Raw genomic sequence first — 22,693 nt, 5'->3', positions numbered from 1 at the left:
TACGATGCATTCGCTGTGCAGTCCCAAGGATCACCTGCTGGACCTCGACGGTATTGAAATTGCGGTACGGACCTGGGGGGCGGAGGACGGCATCCCGGTGCTGGCCCTGCATGGCTGGCTGGACAACGCCGCCTCGTTCGAGCGCCTGGCACCGATGCTCGACGGCTGCTTCGTGGTTGCCCCCGACCTGGTCGGCCACGGCCGCTCGGACCATCGCCGCCACGACAGTGGCTACTACCTGTGGGAACATGCCGAGGACATGCTGGCGGTGGCCGACAGCCTGGGCCTGGCGCAATTCCATGTGCTGGCCCATGGCATGGGCACCGGGGTGGCGTCGCTGCTGGCGGCCATGACCAGCGGTATTGCCAGCATGACCTTCCTCGACGGCATGGGCGCACCGTTCACGGTGGCCGAGGACGACCGCGTGCAGCACCTGGCCCGGGCCTACCGGCTCAAGCGCATGGTGCAGCGCAGCCAGTTGCAGGGTTTTGCCGAGCCGGACGTCGGCCGTTTCGAGGACCTGGACACGGCCCTGGCACAACGCCGCGAGCGCCTGGATACCGGGCTGTCGGAAGAGGCGGCACGGCTGCTGGCGCTGCGTGACCTGCTGCAGCTGGGCGAAGGCTATTGCTGGCGCCACGACCCACGCCTGGTGCTGCCCGAACCCATGCCGCTGACCGAGCGCGAAGCCTGCGACCTGCTCAGCCAGATCCGTTGCCCGTTGTACCTGCTGTTCGGCCGCCAGGGGGCATTCACCGGTGAGGCCTTTACCCGGCGCCAGGCGGCTTTGCCCAGCCAGGCGAAGATCTCCTGGCATCCGGGCGGGCACCACTTCCACCTGGATGCGCCGGACCGGGCGCTGGTCGATCAACTGCTGCGCATCCTCGCCCGCCATGAAGGGGGCGTGCTGCAACGGTTGGTAAACGAGTAACTGGATATGGTCATGCCATGCGCACGTGGGCTATGGTGGTGAATCTAATCGGGCTTGCGTGATCCCTTGGGGAAGGTTGTCCAGCTCTTTGGGCTGCGCTGTCGCGCAGATAACTGAATTCGCAAGCGATCCTCGTACCCTGTGGGAGCGGGCGTGCCCGCGAAGAATCCAACGCGGTGCCTGGCACCGGCTCCGCCGGTGTTCGNNGCGCGCCCGCTCCCACAGGAATCCAGCAGCCACAAGGAGCCTTGGCATGCGACCATTCGTCATCAAGCACATCGACCACCTCGTCCTGCGGGTCAGCGACCTGGAGCGCAGCGTCGCTTTCTACACCCAACTGCTCGGCTGCACGGTTAGCCGCGTGCGCGAAGACCTGGGAATGGTCCACCTGGCCACAGGCACGGCGATGATCGACCTGGTGACCCTGGACGGTCCCCTGGGTAAGCCTGGTGGAGCGGCGCCGGGGACCGAGGGGCGCAACCTGCACCATTTCTGCCTGCGCATCGAGCCGTTCGACGAGGCAGCACTTACGGCCTACCTGCAAGCTGCGGGGGTTGAAGTCGAACCTGCCGAAAAACGCTATGGCGCCGAAGGCGAGGGGCTGTCGCTGTACTGCTACGACCCCGATGGCAACCAGGTCGAGCTGAAAGGGCCGGTACCGGCAACGGAGGCTCCATGAGCAACCTGCACACCCGCGAGCACTGGATCGACACCGCACAAGGCAAGCTGTTCGCCCAGGAATGGGCGCCACTGCAGGCGCAGGGCGCGCCGATCGTCCTGCTGCACGATTCGCTGGGTTGCGTTGCCTTGTGGCGCGAGTTCCCGACGCAGCTTGCGCAAACCACCGGGCGCCGGGTAATCGCCTACGATCGCCTGGGCTTTGGCCGCTCCGACGCCCACCCCGGCAGCTTGCGCCTGGGCTTTGTCGAGGATGAGGCGCAGCAGGGGTTCACGGCGCTGCGCGAGCATTTTGGCATTGGCGATTTCATTGTCTTCGGCCACAGCGTTGGTGGCGGCATGGCCGTGGCCTGTGCGGCGGCCTTCGCCAGCCAGTGTGTGGGGCTGATTACCGAATCGGCGCAGGCGTTTGTCGAGGCCCGTACCCTTGAGGGCATTCGCGTGGCTGACCAGCAGTTTGCCGAACCCGGGCAGTTGCAACGGCTGGAGCGCTACCACGGCGGCAAGGCCGAGTGGGTATTGCGTGCCTGGGTGGACAACTGGTTGTCCGAGCACTTTGCCGATTGGAGCCTTGATGCCGTGCTGCCGCAGGTACGCTGCCCGCTGTTGAGCCTGCATGGCGACAACGACGAGTTCGGCTCGCCGGCGCACCCCGAGCGGTTGGTGGAACTGGCTGGCGGCCCGGGGTTGATGCGCCTGCTGCAAGGTTGTGGCCATGTGCCGCATCGGGAGCAGGCCGAGCGGGTACTGGCGGAAGTCCTGCAGTTCTTGCGCTGACCTTTCTCCCCAGGCTGACGCGGTCCTGCACGGATCGCGCAAGGCTCAAGTGGATATCCCGGCAAAGCCTATTATGCTTCAGTTACCTTGCTGCGATCCGAGGCGGCCTGCCTCGTCGTGCTTCGCATATCCAAAGCAAGCCCCCCAGGGCCTGGGTGCGATGGTGAAAAAGATTTGAGGTGCTCCCGGCCTGCATGACGACAAGACGGAGGCACCCCATGGCGGTTCTCGACAGCACATCCACGGGCAGCGCGCCCCAACGCGGTATCACCCGGGAGGAGCGCAAGGTCATCTTCGCCTCATCCCTGGGCACGGTATTCGAATGGTACGACTTCTACCTGTACGGCTCCCTGGCGGCGATCATCGCCAAGCACTTCTTTGCCGGGGTCAATGAAACCACCTCGTTCATCTTCGCCTTGCTGGCCTTTGCCGCCGGCTTTGCCGTGCGGCCATTCGGCGCCATCGTGTTCGGCCGCCTGGGCGACATGATCGGGCGCAAGTACACCTTCCTCATCACCATCGTCATCATGGGCCTGTCCACCGCTGTGGTGGGCCTGTTACCCAGCTATGCCACGATCGGCGTGGCCGCGCCGATCATCCTCATCAGCCTGCGCCTGCTGCAGGGCCTGGCATTGGGTGGCGAGTACGGCGGCGCGGCCACTTACGTGGCCGAGCATGCACCCAAGGGCCGGCGCGGTTTCTTCACCGCCTGGATCCAGACCACGGCCACCCTGGGGCTGTTCCTCTCGCTGCTGGTGATCATGGCCTGCCGCACGGCCATGGGTAACGAGGTGTTCGAGGCCTGGGGGTGGCGGGTGCCGTTCCTGCTGTCGATATTGCTGCTGGCGATTTCGGTGTACATCCGCATGCAGCTCAACGAGTCGCCGGTGTTCATGAAGATGAAGGCCGAGGGCAAGGCGTCCAAGGCGCCACTGACCGAATCGTTCGCCCGCTGGGACAACCTCAAGGTGGTGATCATGTCGCTGCTCGGCGGTACCGCCGGCCAGGCCGTGGTGTGGTACACCGGGCAGTTCTATGCGCTGTTCTTCCTGTTGCAGATGCTCAAGATCGAGCCGCAGACCGCCAACCTGCTGATTGCCGGTTCGCTGCTGATCGGCACACCGTTCTTCATCTTCTTCGGCAGCCTGTCCGACCGCATCGGCCGCAAGAAAATCATCATGGCCGGTTGCATCATAGCCGCGCTGACCTACTTCCCGATCTTCAAGGCACTGACCCAGTACGGCAACCCGGACGTGTTCGTCGCCCAGGAGCAGAACCCGGTGGTGGTGATGGCAGACCCTGCCCAGTGCGCGTTCCAGTTCGACCCGGTGGGCAAGGCCAAATTCACCAGCTCGTGCGATATCGCCAAGAGCCTGCTGGCCAAGCGGGCCATCCCCTATACCAACGAAGCGGCCGAGCCTGGCAGCGTGGCGCAGATCCGCATTGGTGAACGGGTGCTGCCAAGCTTCGATGGCAGTGGCCTGGCGGCAGCGGACTTCAAGGCACAGAGCGACGCCTTTACCGCGACCTTGAGCGGAGCGTTGAAGGAAGCCGGCTACCCGGAAAAGGCCGACCCGGCGAAGATCCACTACCCGATGGTGCTGTTGCTGCTGACCATTCTGGTGATCTACGTGACCATGGTCTACGGGCCGATCGCGGCCTGGCTGGTGGAGCTGTTCCCGGCGCGTATCCGCTACACCTCGATGTCGCTGCCTTACCACATCGGCAACGGCTGGTTCGGCGGCTTCCTGCCGACCGTGGCGTTTGCCATGGTGGCGGCGACCGGGGATATCTATTACGGCTTGTGGTACCCGATCGTGATCGCGGTGATGACAGCGGTGCTGGGGATCTTCTTCCTGCCGGAGACCAAGGACCGCGATATCAACCACACTTGAAGGTTGAGGCTACCTGTACCGGCCTCTTCGCGGGCTTGCCCGCTCCCACAGGGATACCACTGCGCCTGAGGGCAGTGAGGTACCTGTGGGAGCGGGCAAGCCCGCGAAGAGGCCGGTACAGTCCAACCCATCAGTCGAAATAGCCACGCAACCCAAAGGCATACCCGGTATCCACCCCGGCAGCCTCGCCGCGGCTCCAGCGCTTCTTCAACACGAACTCGAACGCCGGCTCGTACAGCCCGTCCCGCACCAGTGCACCCGCCAGCACCTCCACGTCATACCAGCCATTGTCCAGCTCGATGATCGGCCGCCCCGGCACCTGGTAGCGCGCCATCAGGTCACCCAGTGTCTTGGGCGTGAAGTGCTGCAGGATGCGCCAGGTGTACAACATCAGCGCACCGTGCTCGACCTGCAGCACATAGCCATTGCGGCGGTGCTTGAGGCGGCTGCCGGGTTCGCGCAGGGCAGGGGTGTGGTTGTCCAGGGTGAACAGGATGCGGTAGGGCAGGTTATCGACCCCGGCCAATGGCAGCACGATCCCTTCGCGCACGGCCTGGTCGCCGCTGTCGCCGTGAGTGAACGCATGGGCCAGGTCGTCGGGCAATTCATGTTGTTGCTTGAAGCGCTCGAGCAGCTGGATATCGCCGAGCAGAAAGTAGTCGACCAGGTCGTTGAGCACTTCGCTGAATTCGTGGCGCATCTGTTTTCCTTGTTGGTGCGCATGAGGGCAATGGCAAATGTAGCACTTCAGATTGGCTTCAGATTGCCCCCTGATACTGCCCCCGAGACCTGACTTGAAAGGGGGACAGCCATGACCCAGGCAGACAGCGCCAGCCTGTTTCCACTGGCTATCGGCAACCACGGCGATCGCCTTGCCCACATGACACTGAAACACCCGGGAGAGCCGGGGCGCGACGAGCTGGAACAGTTCATCCACGCCCGCTTTGCCTGCGCGCACCACGCCGATGTGCAGCACTACCTGCCCGAACTGCTCGGCCTGCATGACAGCCACGGGCGCCTGATGGCCGCCGCCGGTATACGCCTGGCCAGCAGTGGCCCGACCTTCATCGAGCGTTACCTGGATGAACCGCTGGAAGTGGCCGTGACCCGGCTGTCGGCCAGCCCGGTCAGCCGTACGCAGTTGGTCGAAGTGGGCAACCTGGCCGCGCTCAGCGCCGGCAGCGCGCGGATCATGATCATTGCCGTGACCTGGTTGCTGGCCGCCCGCGGCTTGCAGTGGGTGGCCTTCACCGGTGCCGCGACCCTGGTCAACAGCTTTCATCGCCTGGGCCTGGTGCCCACGGCGCTGGCCGTAGCCGACCCTGGCCGGCTGAACGGCGATGCCGACAGTTGGGGCAGTTACTACGCGCAGCACCCGCAAGTGTTCGTCGGCAACATCGACTACGGCCATGCAGCCCTGGCCCGCGGCGGCGTTTTCGAGCGGCTGGGCTTGCCCGCGAGCGTGCAGGAGGCCGGCCATGCCGCGTGAATGCCAGCTGTTCAGGGAAGTATTGCAACTGCACGCCCGTCACCGAGGGGCACAACCGGCGTTGCTGGGATTTGGCGGGCCATTCACCTATCAACAGTTGCTGGACGAGGTCGAGCAACGCCAGGCCTGGTTGAGCGCGCAGCCATCGGGCACCTTCGCCCTGGCCCTGGAAAACGGCCCCGAGGCACTGTTCTGGGACCTGGCAGCGCTGTTCGCGGCGCGCCCTATCGTCATCCTGCCGGCGTTCTTCAGCAGCACCCAGCGCCGCCACTGCCTGGCACAGAGCGGGGCGGTGCTGGCGCTGGCCGACGAGGCCTTCGCTGACGACTTGCACGCCAGTGGCTTCATTGCCGGTGAGCGCTTCTGGACCCGGCAGCTGCCAGCGGCCATACCCTTGCCACCGGGTACTGCGAAGATTACCTACACCTCCGGTAGCACCGGTGCACCCAAGGGCGTATGCCTGAGCGCCGATGCCATGCTGCGGGTAGCGCGTGAACTGGAGGCCGCCAGCCGGCCCACGGCGCCAGGCAAGTACCTGGCGGTATTGCCCCTGGCAGTGCTGCTGGAGAACCTGGGCCTGTACGCGGCCCTGCTGGCCGGGGCGAGCATTGCCCTGTACCCGCAGGCGCAACTGGGCTTTCGCGGTACCAGCCAGGTCGACTTCAAGCAATTGCTGGGCGCCATCGCCTTGAGTGGTGCCGAAAGCCTGATCCTGGTGCCGCAACTGCTGCTTGGGCTGGTCACTGCCATCGAGCGCGGCCTGATGCGGGTCGGCCCGTTGCGCTTCGTGGCGGTGGGCGGCGCGCGGGTGGCACCGAGCCTGCTGGCCCGGGCCGAGGCCGTCGGGCTGCCGGTGTTCGAGGGCTATGGCTTGTCCGAATGCGCCTCGGTGGTATGCCTCAATCGCCCCGGGGCGCACCGCCCGGGCAGTGTCGGGCGGCCGCTGCTGCATGTGCAGGTGCGCATTGCCGAAGACGGCGAAGTGCAGGTGGCCGGTTCGGCGTTGCTCGGCTACCTGGGCGAGCCACCCTTCAGCGAGCCGTGGTTGCCCACCGGTGACCTGGGCCACTTCGACAGCGACGGTTTCCTGTACCTGGCCGGGCGCAAGAAGCACCAGTACAGCACCAGTTTCGGGCGCAACGTCAACCCCGAGTGGGTCGAGGCCGAACTGACCCAGGGCGGGGTGATCGCCCAGGCGTTCGTTCACGGCGAAGGCCTGGCGCACAACCTGGCGCTGATCTGGCCGCTGGACCCGCAGGCTGACGACCACACGCTCGAACAGGCCATCCGTCAGGCCAATGCCGGCCTGCCGGACTATGCCCGGGTACATGCCTGGCGGCGCCTGCCCGAACCCTTGAGTGCCGCTGGGCAAACCCTTACCGCCAACGGCCGGCCACGCCGCGAACAGATCCTGCGGTGTTACCAGTCCCTGTTATCCGACCTTCAATGACCCACGAGGTTTGCCATGCTTTTCTTCGATACGCTGCAGCAGGAAACCGCCGACGAGCGTACGGCATTGTTCAGCGTCCCGGTCATCCGCGACGCGCTGGCCGGCAAGGCCAGCCTCGAGGCCTATGTGGCCTTTCTGACCCAGGCCTACCACCACGTGCGGCACACCGTACCCTTGATGATGGCCTGCGGGGCCCGTTTGCCGGCGCGGCTGGAGTGGCTGCGCGGCGCAGTGTGCGAGTACATCGAGGAGGAATACGGCCATGAGCGCTGGATTCTCGATGACATCGCCGCCTGCGGTGGCGACCCCCAACAGGTGGCGGGCGGCCGCCCGGCATTGCCTGTCGAGCTGATGGTGGCCTTTCTCTACGACCAGATTGCCCGTGGCAACCCGGTTGGGCTGTTCGGCATGGTCAACGTGCTCGAAGGCACCAGCATTGCCCTGGCCACCCAGGCTGCCGGTACCCTGCAGGGCAGCCTCGGCCTGCCGGACCAGGCGTTCAGCTACCTGAGTTCCCATGGCGCCCTGGACCAGGACCACATGGCCACCTACCGTGGCCTGATGAACCGCCTGGACCAGCCCGAAGACCAGCAGGCGGTAATCCACGCTGCCAAAGTGGTGTACCGCCTGTACACGGCCATGTTCGAAGGGCTGCCGCGTACCGCGCAGCAGGAGGTACAGCATGCGCTTGCCTGATTGCGTGGCGGTGCTCACCGGCGCCAGCGGTGGCATCGGCCTGGAGCTGGCGGACCAGCTTTGCAGTGCCGGGGCCCGCGTACTGGCGGTCAGCCGGCAGCAGGGCAAGCTGGCCGAACTGATGGCGCGCTACCCCGGCCAACTGCGTTGGCAGCAGGCCGACCTGCGCTGCGCCGAAGGCCGCCGTGACGTGCTGGAGGCGGCGCGGGCGATGGGCAGTTGCAACCTGTTGATCAACGCCGCCGGGGTCAACCGCTTCGCCTTGCTCGAACAGATGGACGAGGCCGCTTTGGACGAGTTGTTCGACCTCAACATCAAGGCCGCCGTGCAGCTCACCCGCCTGTGCCTGCCATTGCTGCGTGCGCAGCCCAGTGCGCTGGTGGTGAACGTGGGGTCGATCTACGGCTCGATCGGCTACCCCGGCTATGCCACCTACTGCGCCAGCAAGTTTGCCTTGCGCGGGTTCTCCGAGGCATTGCGCCGCGAGCTTGCCGACACCTCGGTGAACGTGCTGTATGCCGCACCGCGCACCACCCGTACGACGATGAACAGCAGCGCCGCGCAGGCCCTGAACCAGGCGTTGAAGGTAGGCGTCGATGACCCGCAGGATGTCGCCCGGGCAGTGCTCGACGCGGTGCAGGCCGAGCGCAGCGAACTGTACCTGGGCTGGCCGGAGAAACTCTTCGTGCGCCTTAACGGCATGCTGCCGGGCGTCGTCGACCGCGCCCTGCGCAAGCAATTGCCGCTGATCCGCCGCTACAGCACCTGGCACAGCAAGGAGTCGAGCAAATGAAACGTCTGATACTGGCCGGCCTGCTGGCCATCGCCCCGTTCACCTGGGCCCTCGACCAGAACGGTACCCAGCAACTCAATGCCATCCAGCAGCGCTGGGCGGTGATTCGCTACAACCTGCCCGAAGCCCAGCGTGCCGAGGCGTTCGAGGCCCTGGCGGTACAGTCGGCGGCGTTGGTGCGCCAGCATCCGGGCTCGGCCGAGCCGCTGATCTGGGACGGCATCGTCAACAGCAGCTGGGCCGGCGCCACCGGTGGGCTGGGCGCGCTGGGCAAGGTCAAGGCCGCCCGCGCCAGCCTGGAAAAGGCCCTGGCCATGGACCCCAAGGCCCTGCAGGGCTCGGCCTACACCAGCCTGGGCGCGCTGTACGACCAGGTGCCAGGCTGGCCGCTGAGCTTCGGCGACCAAGCCAAGGCCGAGGCCATGCTGCACCAGGCGCTGGCGATCAACCCCGACGGAATCGACAGCAACTACTTCTGGGCTGACCACCTGTACCGGCAGAACCGCTACGACGAAGCCCGCGCCGCCCTGCAAAAGGCGTTGCAGGCACCGCCCCGGCCCGGGCGGGAGCTGGCCGACCAGGGCCGGCGCGGTGAAATCGATGCTTTACTCAAAGCGATCAAGGACAAACAGGATTAAGCATGCGCCTGCTGCTGGTAGAAGACGATGCCGCGTTGGGGGAGGGGATCTGTGACGGCCTGCGCCGCGAGGGCTATACCCTCGACTGGCTGCAGGATGGCGCCAGCGCGTTGCATGCCCTGTGCCACGAGGAGTTCGACCTGGCCATTCTCGACCTGGGCTTGCCGCGCCTGGATGGCATCGAGTTGTTGCGGCGCCTGCGTGCGGCCGGGAAGAGCCTGCCGGTGCTGGTGCTGACCGCCCGCGACGCCACCGAGGACCGCATCGCCGGGCTGGACGCCGGCGCCGACGACTACCTGGTCAAACCCTTCGACCTCAACGAACTCAAGGCCCGCTTGCGGGCCTTGCTGCGGCGCAGTAGTGGCCGTGCGCGGGTGCTGATAGAGCATGCCGGGGTGTGCCTGGACCCGGTCAGCCAGCAGGTGCACTACCAGGGCCAGCCGGTGGTGCTCACGCCCAAGGAATACCTGCTGTTGCACGAATTGCTGGCCCAGCCGGGCAAGGTGTTCACCCGCGAACGCTTGACCCAGTTGCTGTATGGCTGGGATGAAGAGCCGGAGAGCAATACCCTGGAAGTGAACATCTACCACCTGCGCAAGAAGCTGTTCAACGGCCTGATCCGCACCGTGCGCGGAATCGGCTACCTGGTGGAACGCAAGGCATGAGCTCGCTGCGCCAACGCACCCTGTGGCGGGTGATGCTGCTGTTGCTGGTCGGCAGCGGGTTGCTGGCGCTGTACAACTACCACGACAGCCGCCACGAAATTAACGAGGTGTACGACGCCCACCTGGCGCAGAACGCCCGGCTGCTGCAGGGCATCATGAGCCTGCCGGTGCAGGAGCAGAGCCGTGACGAGTTGTACCGTGCCTTCGACGAGGCCTTGAGCAAGGCCGGGCACCACAAGGTGGGGCACCGCTACGAGAGCAAGCTGGCCTTCCAGGTGTGGGCCGACGACAACGGGCTGCTGGTGCACACGCCCAGCGCCCCGCAGTTGGGGCAGGCGCCGCGGGTGCCAGGGTTTGCCGACGTGGTGGTGGACGGGCGCCGTTGGCGCAGTTTCGTCTTGCCGGTGCCGGAAAAACACTGGGTGATCTGGGTGGGCGAGCGCAACGACGTGCGTGACGACCTGATCGAACGCATCGTGCGGCACACGCTGTTGCCATTCCTGTTCGGCAGCCTGGCTTTGGCCTTGCTGGTATGGGCGGCCATTGGCTGGGGGCTGCGGCCGCTGCAGAACATGGCCAGGGTGATCCGCGCCCGCCACGCCGAGTCGCTCGAGCCGTTGCAGCTGGTGCCGTTGCCGAAGGAGCTGGAACCAATGCAGGCGGCGATCAACCGCCTGCTCGGGCAGATCGATGACCTGCTGCGCCGCGAGCACCGTTTCATCGCCGACGCTGCCCACGAGATGCGCACGCCCTTGGCCATCCTGCGCCTGCATGCGCAGAACGCCCTCAATGCAGACAGCGCTGCCGAGCGTGACAAGGCCCTGCAGTTCCTGATGGGCGGTGTCGACCGCCTTGCCCGGGTGGTCAACCAGCTGTTGACCCTGGCCCGCCTGGAGCCGCGGCCAGGCCGGCGCGACTGGCCGCGGGTGGACCTGGAGGGCGTGGTGGCCGAGACCCTTGCCGAGCTGACCCCATGGATCCTGGAGCGCGGGCTGGAGCCTTCGCTGGACATCGCCGCCGGCGACTACCACTTGCACACCGACGCTGGCGCGTTGGGTATCGCCTTGCAGAACCTGGTGGCCAATGCCGTGGACCATTCGCCGGCAGGCGGCCGGGTCACCGTGACACTGCAGCGCGAAGGGCAGGCCTTGCTGGTCAGTGTCGAGGACGAAGGGCCGGGCATCGCCGAAGTCGACCAGCAGCGGGTGTTCGAGCGCTTCTACAGCAAGGGCTCGACCAATGGCGCCGGGCTGGGGTTGTCGATCGTCAGCACCATCATGACCCGCCTGGGTGGCAGCGTGCAGTTGCGCAACCAGGCGCCACACGGGTTGCGCGCGACCTTGCGCCTGCCCGTGGGGCCCTGAACATCGCTAGTGTTTCTGGGCGATCTGGATCAGGTTGCCGCAGGTGTCATCGAACACCGCTACGGTGACGGGCCCCATGTCGGTGGGCGTCTGGGTGAACTGCACGCCTGCCGCGCACAGCCGGGTATATTCGGCCTGGATGTCACGCACGCCGAACGAGGTGGCGGGAATGCCGTCCTGCTTGAGCGCGGCCTTGTATTCCCTGGCGGCCGGGTGCGCGTCGGGTTCGAGCAGCAGCTCGACGCCGTTGGGGTCGTTGGGGGAGGTAAGCGTCAGCCAGCGGTGTCGGCCCATGGGGATATCGTGCTTGGGCTCGAAACCGAGTACGTAGTGGTAGAAAGCCAGGGCTTTGGCCTGGTCGTCGACGAGGATGCTGGTGACCACGATCTTCATAAGCACACACCCTATGTCTGGAGCCGATGAGTACTAGTAAAGACAATCAGGGGTATTTGACCAGCGGGCTGCCAGGCTCCTGTGGGCTTTAGCCTGCTGTCAGTCAGTTTCTACAGGCTTTACTGGGGGCTGCTTTGCAGCCCATCGCCGGCAAGCCAGCTCCCACAGGGACCACGTAACTCTTGAAGTCTGCGCTGTACCTGTGGGAGCTGGCTTGCCGGCGATGCGCCGCGTCGGATCTTCGCGGCTAAAGTCCCCCTACAAAAAACCTGCTCAAGCCATAGGTAAATCCTTCATCACCCGGCCCCCACCCAGCCGCTGCCAAGGGTAAAGTGACAGGCATGATCCCAGCGCGCCCAGACCGGCGTCAGAGAGGTGCCCGTGGCGGCCTACACATTGCGACAACTCAAGTACTTCGTCACCACCGTCGAGGCCGGCAGCGTGGCCGAGGCTTCCCGCCAGCTGTACATCGCCCAGCCGTCCATCTCCACGGCCATCAAGAGCCTGGAGGAAAGCTTCGGCGTGCAGCTGTTCATCCGTCACCACGCTCAGGGTGTGTCACTGACGCCCAGCGGCAAGCGCTTCTATGCCAAGACCAAGTCGCTGCTGCAGATGGCCCACGAATTCGAGCAGAACGCCCTGGCCGACAACGATACCGTGGCCGGGCAAATCGACATCGGCTGCTTCGAAACCGTGGCACCGCTGTACCTGCCGCGGCTGATCGCCGGCTTTCGCCAGCGTTACCCCGGGGTGGATATCCGCCTGCGCGACGGCGAGCAGCAGGACCTGATCCAGGGCCTGACCGCGGGTACCTTCGACCTGGCGTTCCTCTACGACCATGACCTGGACGGCACCATCGAGGCCGAGCCGCTGATGCCGCCGCAGAAACCCTATGTGCTGCTGCCCGAGAACCACCGCTTCGCCGGCCAGGCCCAGGTGTCGCTGCGTGACCTGTGCCCGGAGCCGATGATCCTGCTGGACGTGGCCCCCAGCCGCACCTACTTCGTCAGCCTGTTCAACGAAATGGGCCTCACGCCCAACATCGTCTTCAGCTCGCCGTCGATCGAGATGGTGCGCGGCATGGTCGGGCAGGGCTTCGGTTTTTCGCTGCTGGTGACGCGGCCGCACTCGGAGTACACCTACGACGGGCAACGCCTGGCCATGCTGGATATCGCCGAGCCAGTGGCGCTGTCAGGGCTGGCGGCGGCCTGGTTGAAGCGGGTGCAACTGACCAAGCCGGCGCAGTTGTTCGTGGAGTTCTGCCGGGAGCAGTTGGCGAAGTTCTGATACGGGCACGCCGTGCAGGAGCATGGCGTGCCCGTTGGTCAGGGGTTGACCTGATAGCCGCGCCCTTGCAGGCACCCGGCATAGGCACTGGCATGAGCCTGGGCTTTCGCTTCGTCCTGGCCGCGCCGGTCCTGACGGCGGTCCTGACGCTGGCGCATGCCACCGACCGCAGCACCGGCGGCGGCCACTTACCGGCGCGGTTCTGCCGGTATTGCTCCTTGGCATCGTCACCGACCCGGTCATACAGCTCGTCGTGCTGGTTGCCGCGCACCTGCGCGCCTGCCGCACCGGCAACCGCGCCGGCAGCGGCACCGCGTACCCGGCCACCGACATGGGGGTCGCTGGAGGTCGCGGCACTGTTCGCGGCATTGGTCGCGACGGTATTGCAATCATTGATATCCAGTTGCATCTGCTGGCTGCTCTGGCCCTTGAGCGGCACCACCGACTGCGCCTGGGTTGCCGATGCCGCGCACAGCAGCACCAGCAGGCAACTCCACGTCATCGTACGCATGGCAAACCTCCAGCGGGTGGGGATCCCGTTTCACAGAATAGTTCGCCTTTGCTGCCGATGATGGCAGTTTTGCCGGGATGGTCTAAACCGGATATCAAGCGTGGTTCGCCTGCGTATCACGGCGTGAATCCGGGCTACCTGTGGAAACCCCATGAGCCAGACCCAGCACCTGATCATCTGTGAGTACTGTGACACGGTGTACCACCGTGCGCCGCTGCTCAAGCACCAGCGCGCCGTTTGCCAGCGCTGTGGCGGCGTGCTGTACCGGCACACCTCGCTGACCGTGCAGCAGCGGCTTGCCCTGAGCGTGACGGGTGGCATCCTGCTGGTGTTCGCCAATTTCTACCCGGTGATGACCATCGGCATGCAGGGGCTCACCCATTCCGCGACATTATGGGACTCGGTGCAGATCCTCAGCCACGGCAGTATCACCTTCATCGCCCTGGTCATGGCCTTGTCGATCATCTTTGCGCCGGTGCTGCAGATTACCCTGTTGTGCTGGCTATTGAGTTTCGCCCTGGCCGGCCAGCGCGCCCCCGGCTTTGCCCTGTGCATGCGCAGCCTGGAGAGCCTGCGGCCGTGGAGCATGCTGGAGGTGTGCCTGCTGGGGGCGATGGTGGCGGTGATCAAGCTGGCGGGGTTGCTCGATGTGATACCCGGCATCGGCCTGCTGGCCCTGGCCGCCCTGAGCATGCTGATCATCCATATCGCCGGCAAGGACATCCGCGACCTTTGGGAGCAGGTATGAATACCCCGGCCAATGCCGACGACCTGGGCCTGTGCCTGTGCCATGGCTGCGGCCAGGCCTGCGAACTGGGCAGCGGCAAGCACACCTGTGAGCGCTGTGGTGCCGCCATCCACCGGCGCAAGGCCAATGCCATCAGCCGCGGCTGGGCGTTTCTGCTGGCGGCGCTGGTTTTCTACATCCCCGCCAACCTGCTGCCGGTGATGCACACCGAAATGCTCGGCAGTGGCAGCGCAAGTACCATTGGCGGTGGTGTGCTGGAGTTCTGGGAGGCAGGGGCCTGGGACATCGCACTGATCATCTTCATCGCCAGCGTGGGCGTACCGGCCATCAAGTTCTTTTCGCTCGGCCTGTTGCTGTTCACCGCCCAGCGCGGTTCTACCTGGGCCTGCCGACAGCGCTCGCAGCTGTACCGTTTCGTCGAGCTGATCGGCTACTGGTCGATGCTCGATGTGATGGTGGTGGCGCTGGTGGCGGCGCTGGTGCAACTGCGCGGGCTGGGCACCATCGAGCCGCGGGTCGGCATCCTGTTTTTCGGCATGGTGGTGGTACTGACCATGTTTTCTGCGATGAGCTTCGATCCACGCCTGATCTGGGATAGCCGTGCCAACGAGGGAGGCCGCATTGATGGTGCAACAGACTGACAAGCGCGAGGGCGCGGGGCAGGTTGAAGTGCACACCCGGCGCTGGAGTGTGTCGCTGGTATGGATCGTGCCGATACTGGCGATCCTGATCGGCGCTTCGCTGGTGGTGCGCAACTGGATGCAGCAGGGCCCGGTCATCGCCATCTCCTTCCACACCGGGGAAGGGCTGGTGGCGCACAAGACCCAGGTCAAGTACCGCAGCGTGGTGATCGGCGAAGTCACCACGGTGGACCTGGCCGACGACAAGAAGAGCGTGGTTGCCAAGGTCCAGCTGTCCAACGACGCCCGCGCGTTCGCCACCCAGGGGGCGCGTTTCTGGGTGGTGCGGCCACGCATTGGCGTGGGCGGCGTGTCCGGTGTGGACACGCTGCTGTCGGGCAGTTTCATCGGGGCGGATTCCGGCGAATCGAAAGTGCCGGAGAAGTCCTTTGTCGGCCTGGAGCTGCCACCGCCGATCACCTACGACGAAAAGGGCAAGCGCTTTGTGCTCACCGCCAGTGACCTGGGGTCGCTGGATATTGGCTCGTCGATCTACTACCGCAAGATCCCGGTGGGTGAGGTGGTGTCCTTTGCCCTGCAGGGCGATGGCAAGGGCGTGGAGATCGGCGTGTTCGTGCAGGCCCCCTACGACAGCTTCGTCACCGCCGATACCCGCTTCTGGAACGCCAGTGGCGTGGACATGCAGATCGGTGCCAACGGCCTGAAGATCGATACCGAGTCACTGTCGTCGATCCTGGTGGGCGGGCTGGCCTTTGGCTCGCCCGACTTCGCCCCGCAAGCCGAGCCCGCTGCCGACCAGGCGCGCTTCCAGCTGTTTGCCGACCGTGATACCGCCCTGGCACCGCCCAGTGGCCAGGCGCAATACCTGCAATTGCGCTTCGACCAGGCCATGCGCGGCCTGTCGGTGGGAGCGCCGGTGGAGTTCAAGGGTGTGGAGTTCGGTAGGGTCACTTCGGTCAAGCTCGACTACGATGCCACCCGGCAGACCTTCCCGGTGGTGGTCGATGCGGTGATCTACCCGCAGCGGCTGGGGCCGGTGCACCGCAAGATGCTGGCCGTGTTCAAGCATGCCGAAGGCGACATGGACGGTGCGCGCCGGCTGATCGGCACCTTCGTCGAGCACGGGCTACGGGCCCAGGCGCGCAGCGGCAACCTGATCACCGGGCAGATGTTCATTTCCCTGGACTTCTACCCCGATGCCCCCAAGGTGGCCTTCGACAAGACCGCAGACCCTATCACCATCCCCACCTTGCCCGGCAGCCTGGAGCAGTTGCAGGAACAGCTGCAGCGGGTGGTGGAGCGCATCAGCAAACTGCCGCTGGAGAGCATCGCCAACAACCTGGACGGCAGCCTGCGAGAGTTGCGCGCCAGCCTCAAGCAGTTCAATGGCCAGACGCTGCCGGACGTGAAGGTGGCGTTGGACGAAGTGCACAAGACCCTGCGCACCGCCAATTCGGCCATTTCCGAGGACTCGCCGCAGCGCGAGCGGATGAGCGAAACCCTGGACGAACTGGAGCGCATGTCGCGTTCGCTGCGTGACCTTGCCGATTATCTGGGCCGGCACCCCGAGTCGCTGATACGCGGCCGGCCGAAAGCGGCCGCTGCCGCCGACCTTGAACCCTGAGGAGACAGCCGATGCATCGACTGCGCAATGTGTGTGGCGCCGGCCTGCTGGCCGTGCTGTGGGGCTGCAGCAGTACCCCGAACAACTATCACACGCTGGTACCGAGCGAACCGGTGCGCGACGCTGGCCAGCGCATCCAGGTGGCGAGGGTGGCCGTGCCGCCGCAGGTGGACCGCCCGCAGTTGGTGGTGCGGCAAGGGCAGAGCGGCCTGGCCATCCTCGAGACGGAGTGGTGGGGGGCCAACCTGGTGGATGAGTTCCGCAGCGCCTTGCAGGACCAGTTGGGCGGGCCGGTGGGTGGCGGCAAGGCGTTGCTGCGGGTGGACGTGCAGCGCTTCGATAGCGTGCCGGGGCGCTACGCCTCGCTGGAGGCGGTATGGCGCCTGACGCGCCCGGGTGCGGCCGAACTGACCTGCCGTACCTCGCTGCAGACGCCCGCGGACAACAGCATCGCCAGCCTGGTCAATGCCCACCAGGCCAACCTGCGCAAACTGGCCGAGGCGGTGCGGGGGAGTGCCCGGCAGGGCAGCTGTGCCCAACCTGCCTGATGGCTGATCGATGCACGGTACTTGTGGGAGCGGCCTTGTGTCGCGAAAGGGCCGCGTAGCGGCCCCCGGATTTCAGCGTCACGGCAGCAATTGCCGGGCCCGCTTTGCGGCCCTTTCGCGACACAAGGCCGCTCCCACAGAGTTCGCGGCTGCGGTCGCCTGACACTTCCTGTCCTTCCCTCCATTCATACATTTGTACAGGCCAGCGCCTGCGCACCTGTTTTTTTGCGATAGGCCATGCTCTGGCCCCTGCATACCCTTGCGAAGCGGCAATGTTGATTACTAATAATAAAAGGAGACAACCAATGCCGATTCAGTCGGAGCATGACCCGCGTCTCAAGCGTGCCCTCAAGACCCGGCACATCAGCATGCTGGCCCTGGGCGGTGTGATCGGGGCCGGTCTGTTCGTAGGGTCCAGCGCGGTTATCGCATCAACCGGCCCGGGTGCCTTCATCACCTATGCCATCACCGGCCTGATCGTCGCGCTGGTGATGCGCATGCTCGGCGAAATGGCCGCCGCACACCCGGCCAAAGGTTCGTTCGTCGACTACGCCCGGTTGGCCTTCGGGCGCCCGGCCGGGTACATGACCGGTTGGCTGTACTGGTACTTCTGGGTGATCGTGGTCGGCTTCGAGGCCGTGGTCGGCGGGCAGATCATCAATGCCTGGCTGCCCGATATCCCGGTGTGGGCCATTGCCCTTGGCCTGATGGTCGGCATGACCTTGCTCAACCTGATGTCGGTGCACTCGTTTGGCGAGGCCGAATACTGGTTCGCCGGCATCAAGGTCGCGGCCATCGTGGTGTTTCTGGTCGTGGCCGGGTTGTACGTGTTCAACCTGTGGCCCGGCTCCAGCGCCAGTTTTGCCAACCTCACCCAGCATGGCGGCTTCCTTCCCCATGGGGTAGGCGCGTTGTTCACCGGGGTGGTGGTGGTGATTTTCTCCATGACCGGTGTGGAAGTCGCCACCCTCGCGGCGGCCGAATCGGAAGACCCGTCGCGCAACATCCGCAAGGCGGTGAACACGGTGATGCTGCGCATCCTGGTGTTCTTCGTGCTGGCGACGTTCTTCATCGTGGTGGCACAGCCATGGACCTCGATCACCCCCGGCAAGTCGCCGTTCGTGACCACCCTGGAGCATATCGGCATTCCCGGCGCAGGCGACATGCTCACCGTGGTCATCCTGGTGGCGGTGCTGTCGGTACTCAATGCCGGGCTGTATACCTCGTCGCGGTTGCTCTATGTGCTGGCCTCCAACGGTGAGGCGCCATGCTGGGTGGCCAAGGTCAGCGGCAATGGCGTACCCGTACGCGGGGTGATTGCCTCGACCCTGGTGGGCTATGGCTGCGTGGTGATTGCGGCGCTGTGGCCGGATACCGTGTTCCAGTTCCTGATCAACTCGTCCGGCACGGTGTTCCTGTTCGTCTACCTGGTGATCTGCCTGTCGCAGCTCAGGCTGCGGCGCAAATGGGTGGCGGAAGGTACGCTGAAGTTCGCCATGTGGGGGCATCCGTGGTTGCCGTTGCTGGTGACCGGGTCGATCGTGGCGGTGCTGGTGAGCATGGCCTTCGACCCGAGCATGCGGGTGAGCCTGGGACAATGCGTGGTTGCGATTGTGGTGATTGCGGTTTCGTATGTGATGGTGCGGGGGCCGCGGGGGCAGCAGCCTGGTGCAGAGGTTGGGTTGAATTAAGGTGTATCTGGGGCCGCTTTGCGGCCCATCGCGACACAAGGCCGCTCCCACAGAAGGACCGCGCAGTCCTGTGGGAGCGGCCTTGTGTCGCGACAGGGGCGCAAAGCGCCCCCAAGGGCCTAGACCAGATGCTCGAACAGGTCGGTATTCTTCCCCGCCTGAATCGCAATCCAGAACCGCGCAATCCCGCCGGTAGTGGTCGGCTTGATCCCGGTAAGCTGCTCCACCAGCTTCAGCCGGTACACCAGCGTCTGCCGGTGAATCCCCAAATCATACGCCGTGGCCTTCCAGTTGCCGTCGTTGTGCAGGAAGGTGACCAACGTCTGCAGCAGCGCCGCACCCTGGGTGCGGTCATGCTCGATCAGCGGCCCCAGGTAACGCCCCACCAGCGCCCGCGCCTCGGCCAGTGACTTGGGCGCCATGATCAGGCCGGTTTCCGCCTCGCCATAGCGCAGTTGCTGCGCGCCACTTTCCTCGGCCTGGGTCAGCGCCAGGCGGGCTTGGCGCACGCTCTCGCGAAAGCCGGTGGCCGCCGCGATCGGCCCGCTGATACCAATTACCGTACCCTCGCCGAGGTTGTGGCACAGCGCCGTCAGGCTTGGCGCGTCGTCACGGCTGATCGCCAGCAGCAGGCCTTTGTCGTCGAGCAGTAGCGGCGTGGAGTGATGCAGGGCAGGGGCCTGGTGGATGTCGGCGCTGCTCCACGGGCCGTGGCTGCCCGGCCTGATCGCCAGGCTCACCAAGGTGCCGACCAGGCCACGGCGCTCCAGTATCGGCCGCGCCAGGCTGAACTCCGTCTCGCTGTCGAGCAGGCTGCGCAGCAGCGCTGCGCCTTCTTCGCGCTGCTGGTCGCGGTGGATCATCAGGCGTTCCAGTTCCACCCCCAGCAAGCCGACCAGCGAGCGCACCAGGATGGCGTCATCCTGCGTGCGGGTGCCTTTGCGCGCCATCAGCAGGTTGGCGCGGGCGCGGCCGCCGATCGGGATGCGTTCCACCCGCTCGGCAGCCTGCGCGGCCCGGCGGGTTTCGACCACGGTGGTGCCGCTGGGGGCATCCTCGATGGCCAGGTCGAGGCCGAGGGTGTCGGCCAGGATCGCCAGGCGCCCAGCCATGTCGGGGGCTTTGCGCAAGGCGTCGGCGTAGGTCTGGAACAGCCGCTCGCTGGCGTTGAAACGCTCGCGCTGGGCCTGCAGCACGCTCTCGATCACGTAGTGCGACAGCTTGACGAACTCCAGTTCGAAGCTGCCATGCAGCACCGGGAACAACAGGCGGTCGGCGGCGGCCAGCAGTTCGCCGGACAGCGCCGGCGCATCGGCCCGCGGCGCCACCACCAAGGCACTGGGGTTGCTCTGCACCAGTTGCTCCAGCCAGCTCACCTGGTCTGCCGGGGCGCTGGGCAGGCCGACGCCGGTGGTCATCACCAGGTCGCCTGGCGATACCCAGCGCCAGGGGTCTGGCAAGTCGACGGTGTGGGCCCAGGTGATCAGCCTGCCGGTGCCGGCCGCGCCAGCCACGGCCTGCAACTTGAGCAGTTCGATATCGATCAGGTCCTGCACCGTGAGCATGGGCATCTCTCATTCCAAAGATGCGCCAAGCATGGCGTTTTACGCTGGGGTGGTAAACCTTTGTTCGCGGTGCAGGGCCAGTGGGGCTGCTTTGCAGCCCATCGCGACACAAGGCCGCTCCCACAGGACAGTGCGCATCCTTGTGGGAGCGGCCTTGTGTCGCGAAAGGGGCGCAAAGCGCCCCCGGCAATCCCCACCGCGCAACACTCAGTTCAGGTTCTTGCCACTACTGGCCGTCTCCCGCACCCGCTCGGCCTTGTCCAGCGGCAGGTGGTCGAACTCGCGCAGCCCATCCTTGCGGTACGGGTCGCCAATCCAGCGTGGTGCCACCACGAACTGCGGGCTCACCAGGCTCTTGGCCGGTTCGTAACGGTCATAGCTCAGCCCGGCCAGGTCGGACAGGGTATGGATCAGGTGCGAGCTGCTGTAGGGCCGGTCGGCCATCGCCTGCAAGTCGCGCGGGTGCTCGGCCTGCCAGCTGGGCGAAGTCCACAGCAAGAACGGGATGGTGTACATCGGCCGGGTCGGCGCGCCTTCGTTGCGCCCCAGGCGGTCGTGGTTGCCAGAGCTGTACACATCTTCGCCATGGTCGGACAGGTACAGCAGGAAACCATTGGAGGTACTGGCCGAGTAACGCTTGATCAGGCTCGACACCACGTGGTCGTTGTAGCGCACCGCGTTGTCGTAGAAGTTGTAGGTTTCCACCTGGTCATCGGTCAGCTTGCCGGGCACCCCCTGGCGGTCGTTGAAGTGCGCGTAGTCGTTCGGGTAGCGGTAGCGATAGTCCATGTGCGTACCCAGCAGGTGCACGATGATGAACTTGTTCGGCGCCGGGTCCTGCAGGGCCTTCTCGAACGGCGTCAGCACCACGTCGTCGTACTGGCTGGCATTCTGGTTGCGCTGGTTGTTCAGGTACACCGGCGCGTCCGTCTGCTGCGAGAAGGTGGTCAGCATGGTGTTGCGCTTGGTCATGGTCTGCTGGTTGGTGATCCAGAAGGTCTTGTAGCCGGCCTGTTTCATCAGGTTGATCAGCGACGGGTCGGTGAGGAAGCGGTCCGGGTTCTGCTCGTCGCCGAAGGTGAGGATCTGCTGCATCACTTCGATGGTGTACGGGCGTGGCGACACCACGTTGCGGAACACCGTCAGGCTCTTGTCGCTGGCGGCCAGCGCATCGAGGTTGGGCGTGGTATCGCGGTTGTAGCCGTACAGGTGCATGTGCTCGCGGGTGGTGGATTCGCCCAGCACCAGCACCAGCGTGCGCGGCGCTGCACCGCTGCTGTCACGGAGGTTTTGCAGGGGCGGCAGCGCGGCGTTCTTGGCCAGCAGCTCCTGCATGTTGTCCAGCTGCTGGCGGTACTGGCGGTAGCCGACCAGCAGTTGCCAGGGCACGGCGGGTTCCATGCGCTGCTGCACCTTTTCCGCCGCGTCGGCGAAGCTGCGTTCCTGGGTGACCATCTGCTTGTAGAACGGGTACACCAGGTTGGCCAGCAGCAACAGGGCGACCACCGGCAGGCGGCTGCGCAGCGGCAGGCTGACGGGGCGTACGCGCTTCCACAGCAGCACCGCCACCAGCGTGTACAGCAGCAGTGCCAGGCCCAGCCAGGCGCTGAAGTACTGGCTGAAGTACTCACCGGCTTCGGCGGTGTTGGACTCGAACATCACGAAGATGACGCTTTGCGAGAACTCCTGGCGATAGATGCCGAAGTAGCTCAGGCCCACCAGCGAAGCAGCCCACAACACCAGGCCGATGACCGCTGCCGTGGCGCGAGTGAAGCGCGGCAGCAGCAGTACCGGGGCCAGCCACAGGCTGCTGAGGAAGAATGCATCGCGAAAACCGGCGAACCCGGTGGTACCACTGAACAGCAGCAACGCCTGGGTCACGCCTGAGAAGTACCAGAAGAACAGCAAAAGCCAGCCCAGGCCGGCCCAGTCCACGCGCTTGGGCGAGGAGGGGGATGGAGTGTGTGACACGTATGCCTCGTCGTACTTGGCGGCCAGCGGATGTGCCCGTGGCCGGAAAGGGCGTGACGCTAATCTGCCGAGCGTGAAAATAACGTCAACGAGACGTTGGCCCAGGCAAGGTATGATGTGTTCAGCCAAACCAGACTGACAGGTCGAGTGAGAATGAACCGTCGCAAGAAGATCAAGCAGCTACTGCAGGCGCATGCCAAGAAGGCCAGCGCCAAGCTGGCGCCACGCAAGCCCAAGTACATTTGCAAGGCCGACCGTTTGAAGATGGAGGCCGAGGCGGCGGGGGATACCCCCACCTGACTGACTGGCGCGGACCTTGTAGGAGCGGCCTTGTGTCG

22 protein-coding genes and 1 pseudogene are annotated in these 22,693 nt (G+C 65.4%); 18 read left to right on the top strand and 5 right to left on the bottom strand.

Annotation, left to right across the window (positions count from 1 at the left end; translation table 11 throughout):
- The first annotated feature begins 4 nt into the window (after positions 1-4).
- The 4 genes from B2790_RS00115 (at position 5) to B2790_RS00100 (ending at position 4,281) form a co-directional block, all read left to right on the top strand.
- Complete coding sequence (locus tag B2790_RS00115) at positions 5-931, top strand: alpha/beta fold hydrolase (RefSeq protein WP_085693232.1); 927 nt, start codon at positions 5-7, stop codon at positions 929-931.
- Between the two features lie 253 nt (positions 932-1,184).
- Positions 1,185-1,610 carry a VOC family protein gene (locus B2790_RS00110; protein ID WP_013972075.1) on the top strand — a complete coding sequence of 142 codons (426 nt, stop codon included), beginning with the start codon at positions 1,185-1,187 and terminating at the stop codon, positions 1,608-1,610.
- A complete protein-coding gene (locus B2790_RS00105; protein ID WP_286917992.1) occupies positions 1,607-2,386 on the top strand; it encodes an alpha/beta fold hydrolase in 780 nt (259 codons plus the stop codon). Before B2790_RS00110 ends, B2790_RS00105 begins: the two co-directional genes overlap by 4 nt.
- 218 nt (positions 2,387-2,604) lie before the next feature.
- Positions 2,605-4,281, top strand: a complete 1,677-nt coding sequence (locus B2790_RS00100; protein ID WP_137163588.1) for an MFS transporter — start codon at positions 2,605-2,607, stop codon at positions 4,279-4,281.
- A gap of 130 nt (positions 4,282-4,411) precedes the next feature.
- On the opposite strand, the gene B2790_RS00095 is transcribed toward B2790_RS00100, so the two are convergent.
- Positions 4,412-4,981, bottom strand: a complete 570-nt coding sequence (locus B2790_RS00095; RefSeq protein WP_023662794.1) for a hypothetical protein — start codon at positions 4,979-4,981, stop codon at positions 4,412-4,414.
- 111 nt (positions 4,982-5,092) lie between these two features.
- Between B2790_RS00095 and B2790_RS00090 the strand changes: the two genes are divergently transcribed.
- From B2790_RS00090 to B2790_RS00060, 7 genes are read left to right on the top strand one after another with little or no spacing between them, the layout of a single operon-like run.
- Positions 5,093-5,770, top strand: a complete 678-nt coding sequence (locus B2790_RS00090) for a thermostable hemolysin (protein ID WP_274079501.1) — start codon at positions 5,093-5,095, stop codon at positions 5,768-5,770.
- Positions 5,760-7,220, top strand: a complete 1,461-nt coding sequence (locus B2790_RS00085) for an AMP-binding protein (RefSeq protein ID WP_286917991.1) — start codon at positions 5,760-5,762, stop codon at positions 7,218-7,220. Before B2790_RS00090 ends, B2790_RS00085 begins: the two co-directional genes overlap by 11 nt.
- A gap of 15 nt (positions 7,221-7,235) precedes the next feature.
- Complete coding sequence (locus B2790_RS00080) at positions 7,236-7,916, top strand: TenA family transcriptional regulator (protein WP_286917990.1); 681 nt, start codon at positions 7,236-7,238, stop codon at positions 7,914-7,916.
- Positions 7,903-8,709 (top strand): SDR family oxidoreductase, encoded by an 807-nt coding sequence (locus B2790_RS00075; RefSeq protein WP_025338631.1) that lies wholly within the window; start codon positions 7,903-7,905, stop codon positions 8,707-8,709. Before B2790_RS00080 ends, B2790_RS00075 begins: the two co-directional genes overlap by 14 nt.
- On the top strand, positions 8,706-9,347 hold the full coding sequence (locus B2790_RS00070; protein ID WP_274079497.1) for a tetratricopeptide repeat protein: 642 nt from the start codon (positions 8,706-8,708) through the stop codon (positions 9,345-9,347). The genes B2790_RS00075 and B2790_RS00070 overlap by 4 nt, the downstream gene beginning before the upstream one ends.
- 2 nt (positions 9,348-9,349) lie before the next feature.
- Positions 9,350-10,012 (top strand): response regulator, encoded by a 663-nt coding sequence (locus B2790_RS00065; RefSeq protein ID WP_075044829.1) that lies wholly within the window; start codon positions 9,350-9,352, stop codon positions 10,010-10,012.
- Entirely contained in the window at positions 10,009-11,376 is a 1,368-nt protein-coding gene (locus B2790_RS00060; RefSeq protein WP_286917989.1) for a sensor histidine kinase, read from the top strand. The genes B2790_RS00065 and B2790_RS00060 overlap by 4 nt, the downstream gene beginning before the upstream one ends.
- Positions 11,377-11,382: 6 nt before the next feature.
- Here B2790_RS00060 and B2790_RS00055 read toward each other — a convergent pair whose 3' ends face one another.
- Entirely contained in the window at positions 11,383-11,769 is a 387-nt protein-coding gene (locus B2790_RS00055) for a VOC family protein (RefSeq protein ID WP_085592672.1), read from the bottom strand.
- 381 nt (positions 11,770-12,150) lie between these two features.
- Between B2790_RS00055 and B2790_RS00050 the strand changes: the two genes are divergently transcribed.
- A complete protein-coding gene (locus B2790_RS00050; RefSeq protein WP_025338637.1) occupies positions 12,151-13,056 on the top strand; it encodes a LysR family transcriptional regulator in 906 nt (301 codons plus the stop codon).
- Between the two features lie 38 nt (positions 13,057-13,094).
- On the opposite strand, the pseudogene B2790_RS00045 reads toward B2790_RS00050, so the two are convergent.
- Positions 13,095-13,567: pseudogene (locus B2790_RS00045) on the bottom strand (hypothetical protein).
- A gap of 151 nt (positions 13,568-13,718) precedes the next feature.
- On the opposite strand from B2790_RS00045, the gene B2790_RS00040 reads away from it, so the two are divergent.
- The 5 genes from B2790_RS00040 (at position 13,719) to B2790_RS00020 (ending at position 18,819) form a co-directional block, all read left to right on the top strand.
- Entirely contained in the window at positions 13,719-14,315 is a 597-nt protein-coding gene (locus B2790_RS00040) for a paraquat-inducible protein A (RefSeq protein ID WP_025338639.1), read from the top strand.
- Positions 14,312-14,956 carry a paraquat-inducible protein A gene (locus B2790_RS00035; protein WP_085592668.1) on the top strand — a complete coding sequence of 215 codons (645 nt, stop codon included), beginning with the start codon at positions 14,312-14,314 and terminating at the stop codon, positions 14,954-14,956. The genes B2790_RS00040 and B2790_RS00035 overlap by 4 nt, the downstream gene beginning before the upstream one ends.
- Positions 14,940-16,580 (top strand): intermembrane transport protein PqiB, encoded by a 1,641-nt coding sequence (locus B2790_RS00030; RefSeq protein ID WP_286917988.1) that lies wholly within the window; start codon positions 14,940-14,942, stop codon positions 16,578-16,580. The genes B2790_RS00035 and B2790_RS00030 overlap by 17 nt, the downstream gene beginning before the upstream one ends.
- Before the next feature lie 11 nt (positions 16,581-16,591).
- Positions 16,592-17,128: a PqiC family protein gene (locus B2790_RS00025; protein ID WP_286917987.1), complete on the top strand. Its 537-nt coding sequence runs from the start codon at positions 16,592-16,594 to the stop codon at positions 17,126-17,128.
- 305 nt (positions 17,129-17,433) lie between these two features.
- Complete coding sequence (locus B2790_RS00020) at positions 17,434-18,819, top strand: amino acid permease (RefSeq protein WP_286917986.1); 1,386 nt, start codon at positions 17,434-17,436, stop codon at positions 18,817-18,819.
- Between the two features lie 119 nt (positions 18,820-18,938).
- On the opposite strand, the gene B2790_RS00015 is transcribed toward B2790_RS00020, so the two are convergent.
- Both B2790_RS00015 and B2790_RS00010 read right to left on the bottom strand, forming a co-directional pair.
- The gene (locus B2790_RS00015) at positions 18,939-20,384 is read right to left on the bottom strand and encodes a PucR family transcriptional regulator (RefSeq protein WP_286917985.1); all 1,446 of its coding nucleotides are present in this window, start codon (positions 20,382-20,384) and stop codon (positions 18,939-18,941) included.
- A gap of 207 nt (positions 20,385-20,591) precedes the next feature.
- Positions 20,592-22,355, bottom strand: a complete 1,764-nt coding sequence (locus B2790_RS00010) for a phosphoethanolamine transferase CptA (RefSeq protein WP_286917984.1) — start codon at positions 22,353-22,355, stop codon at positions 20,592-20,594.
- A gap of 153 nt (positions 22,356-22,508) precedes the next feature.
- Between B2790_RS00010 and B2790_RS00005 the strand changes: the two genes are divergently transcribed.
- Complete coding sequence (locus B2790_RS00005; RefSeq protein WP_023662626.1) at positions 22,509-22,655, top strand: DUF2986 domain-containing protein; 147 nt, start codon at positions 22,509-22,511, stop codon at positions 22,653-22,655.
- Positions 22,656-22,693: the final 38 nt, after the last annotated feature.

Origin of the sequence: Pseudomonas sp. UBA6753 (assembly GCF_002453565.1) — a bacterium.
Classification (GTDB): Bacteria; Pseudomonadota; Gammaproteobacteria; order Pseudomonadales; family Pseudomonadaceae; genus Aquipseudomonas; species Aquipseudomonas putida_Z.
Note: the sequence above shows the minus strand (reverse complement) of the source record. Positions and strands in the feature narration are given on the sequence as shown.

Bases quoted from the DNA above. Each gene is read 5' to 3' on its own strand.
- B2790_RS00055 (WP_085592672.1), bottom strand. From the start codon at position 11,769: ATGAAGATCGTGGTCACCAGCATCCTCGTCGACGACCAGGCCAAAGCC.
- B2790_RS00015 (WP_286917985.1), bottom strand. From the start codon at position 20,384: ATGCTCACGGTGCAGGACCTGATCGATATCGAACTGCTCAAGTTGCAG.
- B2790_RS00070 (WP_274079497.1), top strand. From the start codon at position 8,706: ATGAAACGTCTGATACTGGCCGGCCTGCTGGCCATCGCCCCGTTCACC.
- B2790_RS00085 (WP_286917991.1), top strand. From the start codon at position 5,760: ATGCCGCGTGAATGCCAGCTGTTCAGGGAAGTATTGCAACTGCACGCC.
- B2790_RS00020 (WP_286917986.1), top strand. From the start codon at position 17,434: ATGCCGATTCAGTCGGAGCATGACCCGCGTCTCAAGCGTGCCCTCAAG.
- B2790_RS00075 (WP_025338631.1), top strand. From the start codon at position 7,903: ATGCGCTTGCCTGATTGCGTGGCGGTGCTCACCGGCGCCAGCGGTGGC.
- B2790_RS00030 (WP_286917988.1), top strand. From the start codon at position 14,940: ATGGTGCAACAGACTGACAAGCGCGAGGGCGCGGGGCAGGTTGAAGTG.
- B2790_RS00095 (WP_023662794.1), bottom strand. From the start codon at position 4,981: ATGCGCCACGAATTCAGCGAAGTGCTCAACGACCTGGTCGACTACTTT.
- B2790_RS00080 (WP_286917990.1), top strand. From the start codon at position 7,236: ATGCTTTTCTTCGATACGCTGCAGCAGGAAACCGCCGACGAGCGTACG.
- B2790_RS00115 (WP_085693232.1), top strand. From the start codon at position 5: ATGCATTCGCTGTGCAGTCCCAAGGATCACCTGCTGGACCTCGACGGT.
- B2790_RS00005 (WP_023662626.1), top strand. From the start codon at position 22,509: ATGAACCGTCGCAAGAAGATCAAGCAGCTACTGCAGGCGCATGCCAAG.
- B2790_RS00090 (WP_274079501.1), top strand. From the start codon at position 5,093: ATGACCCAGGCAGACAGCGCCAGCCTGTTTCCACTGGCTATCGGCAAC.
- B2790_RS00105 (WP_286917992.1), top strand. From the start codon at position 1,607: ATGAGCAACCTGCACACCCGCGAGCACTGGATCGACACCGCACAAGGC.
- B2790_RS00100 (WP_137163588.1), top strand. From the start codon at position 2,605: ATGGCGGTTCTCGACAGCACATCCACGGGCAGCGCGCCCCAACGCGGT.
- B2790_RS00025 (WP_286917987.1), top strand. From the start codon at position 16,592: ATGCATCGACTGCGCAATGTGTGTGGCGCCGGCCTGCTGGCCGTGCTG.
- B2790_RS00065 (WP_075044829.1), top strand. From the start codon at position 9,350: ATGCGCCTGCTGCTGGTAGAAGACGATGCCGCGTTGGGGGAGGGGATC.
- B2790_RS00060 (WP_286917989.1), top strand. From the start codon at position 10,009: ATGAGCTCGCTGCGCCAACGCACCCTGTGGCGGGTGATGCTGCTGTTG.
- B2790_RS00110 (WP_013972075.1), top strand. From the start codon at position 1,185: ATGCGACCATTCGTCATCAAGCACATCGACCACCTCGTCCTGCGGGTC.
- B2790_RS00040 (WP_025338639.1), top strand. From the start codon at position 13,719: ATGAGCCAGACCCAGCACCTGATCATCTGTGAGTACTGTGACACGGTG.
- B2790_RS00035 (WP_085592668.1), top strand. From the start codon at position 14,312: ATGAATACCCCGGCCAATGCCGACGACCTGGGCCTGTGCCTGTGCCAT.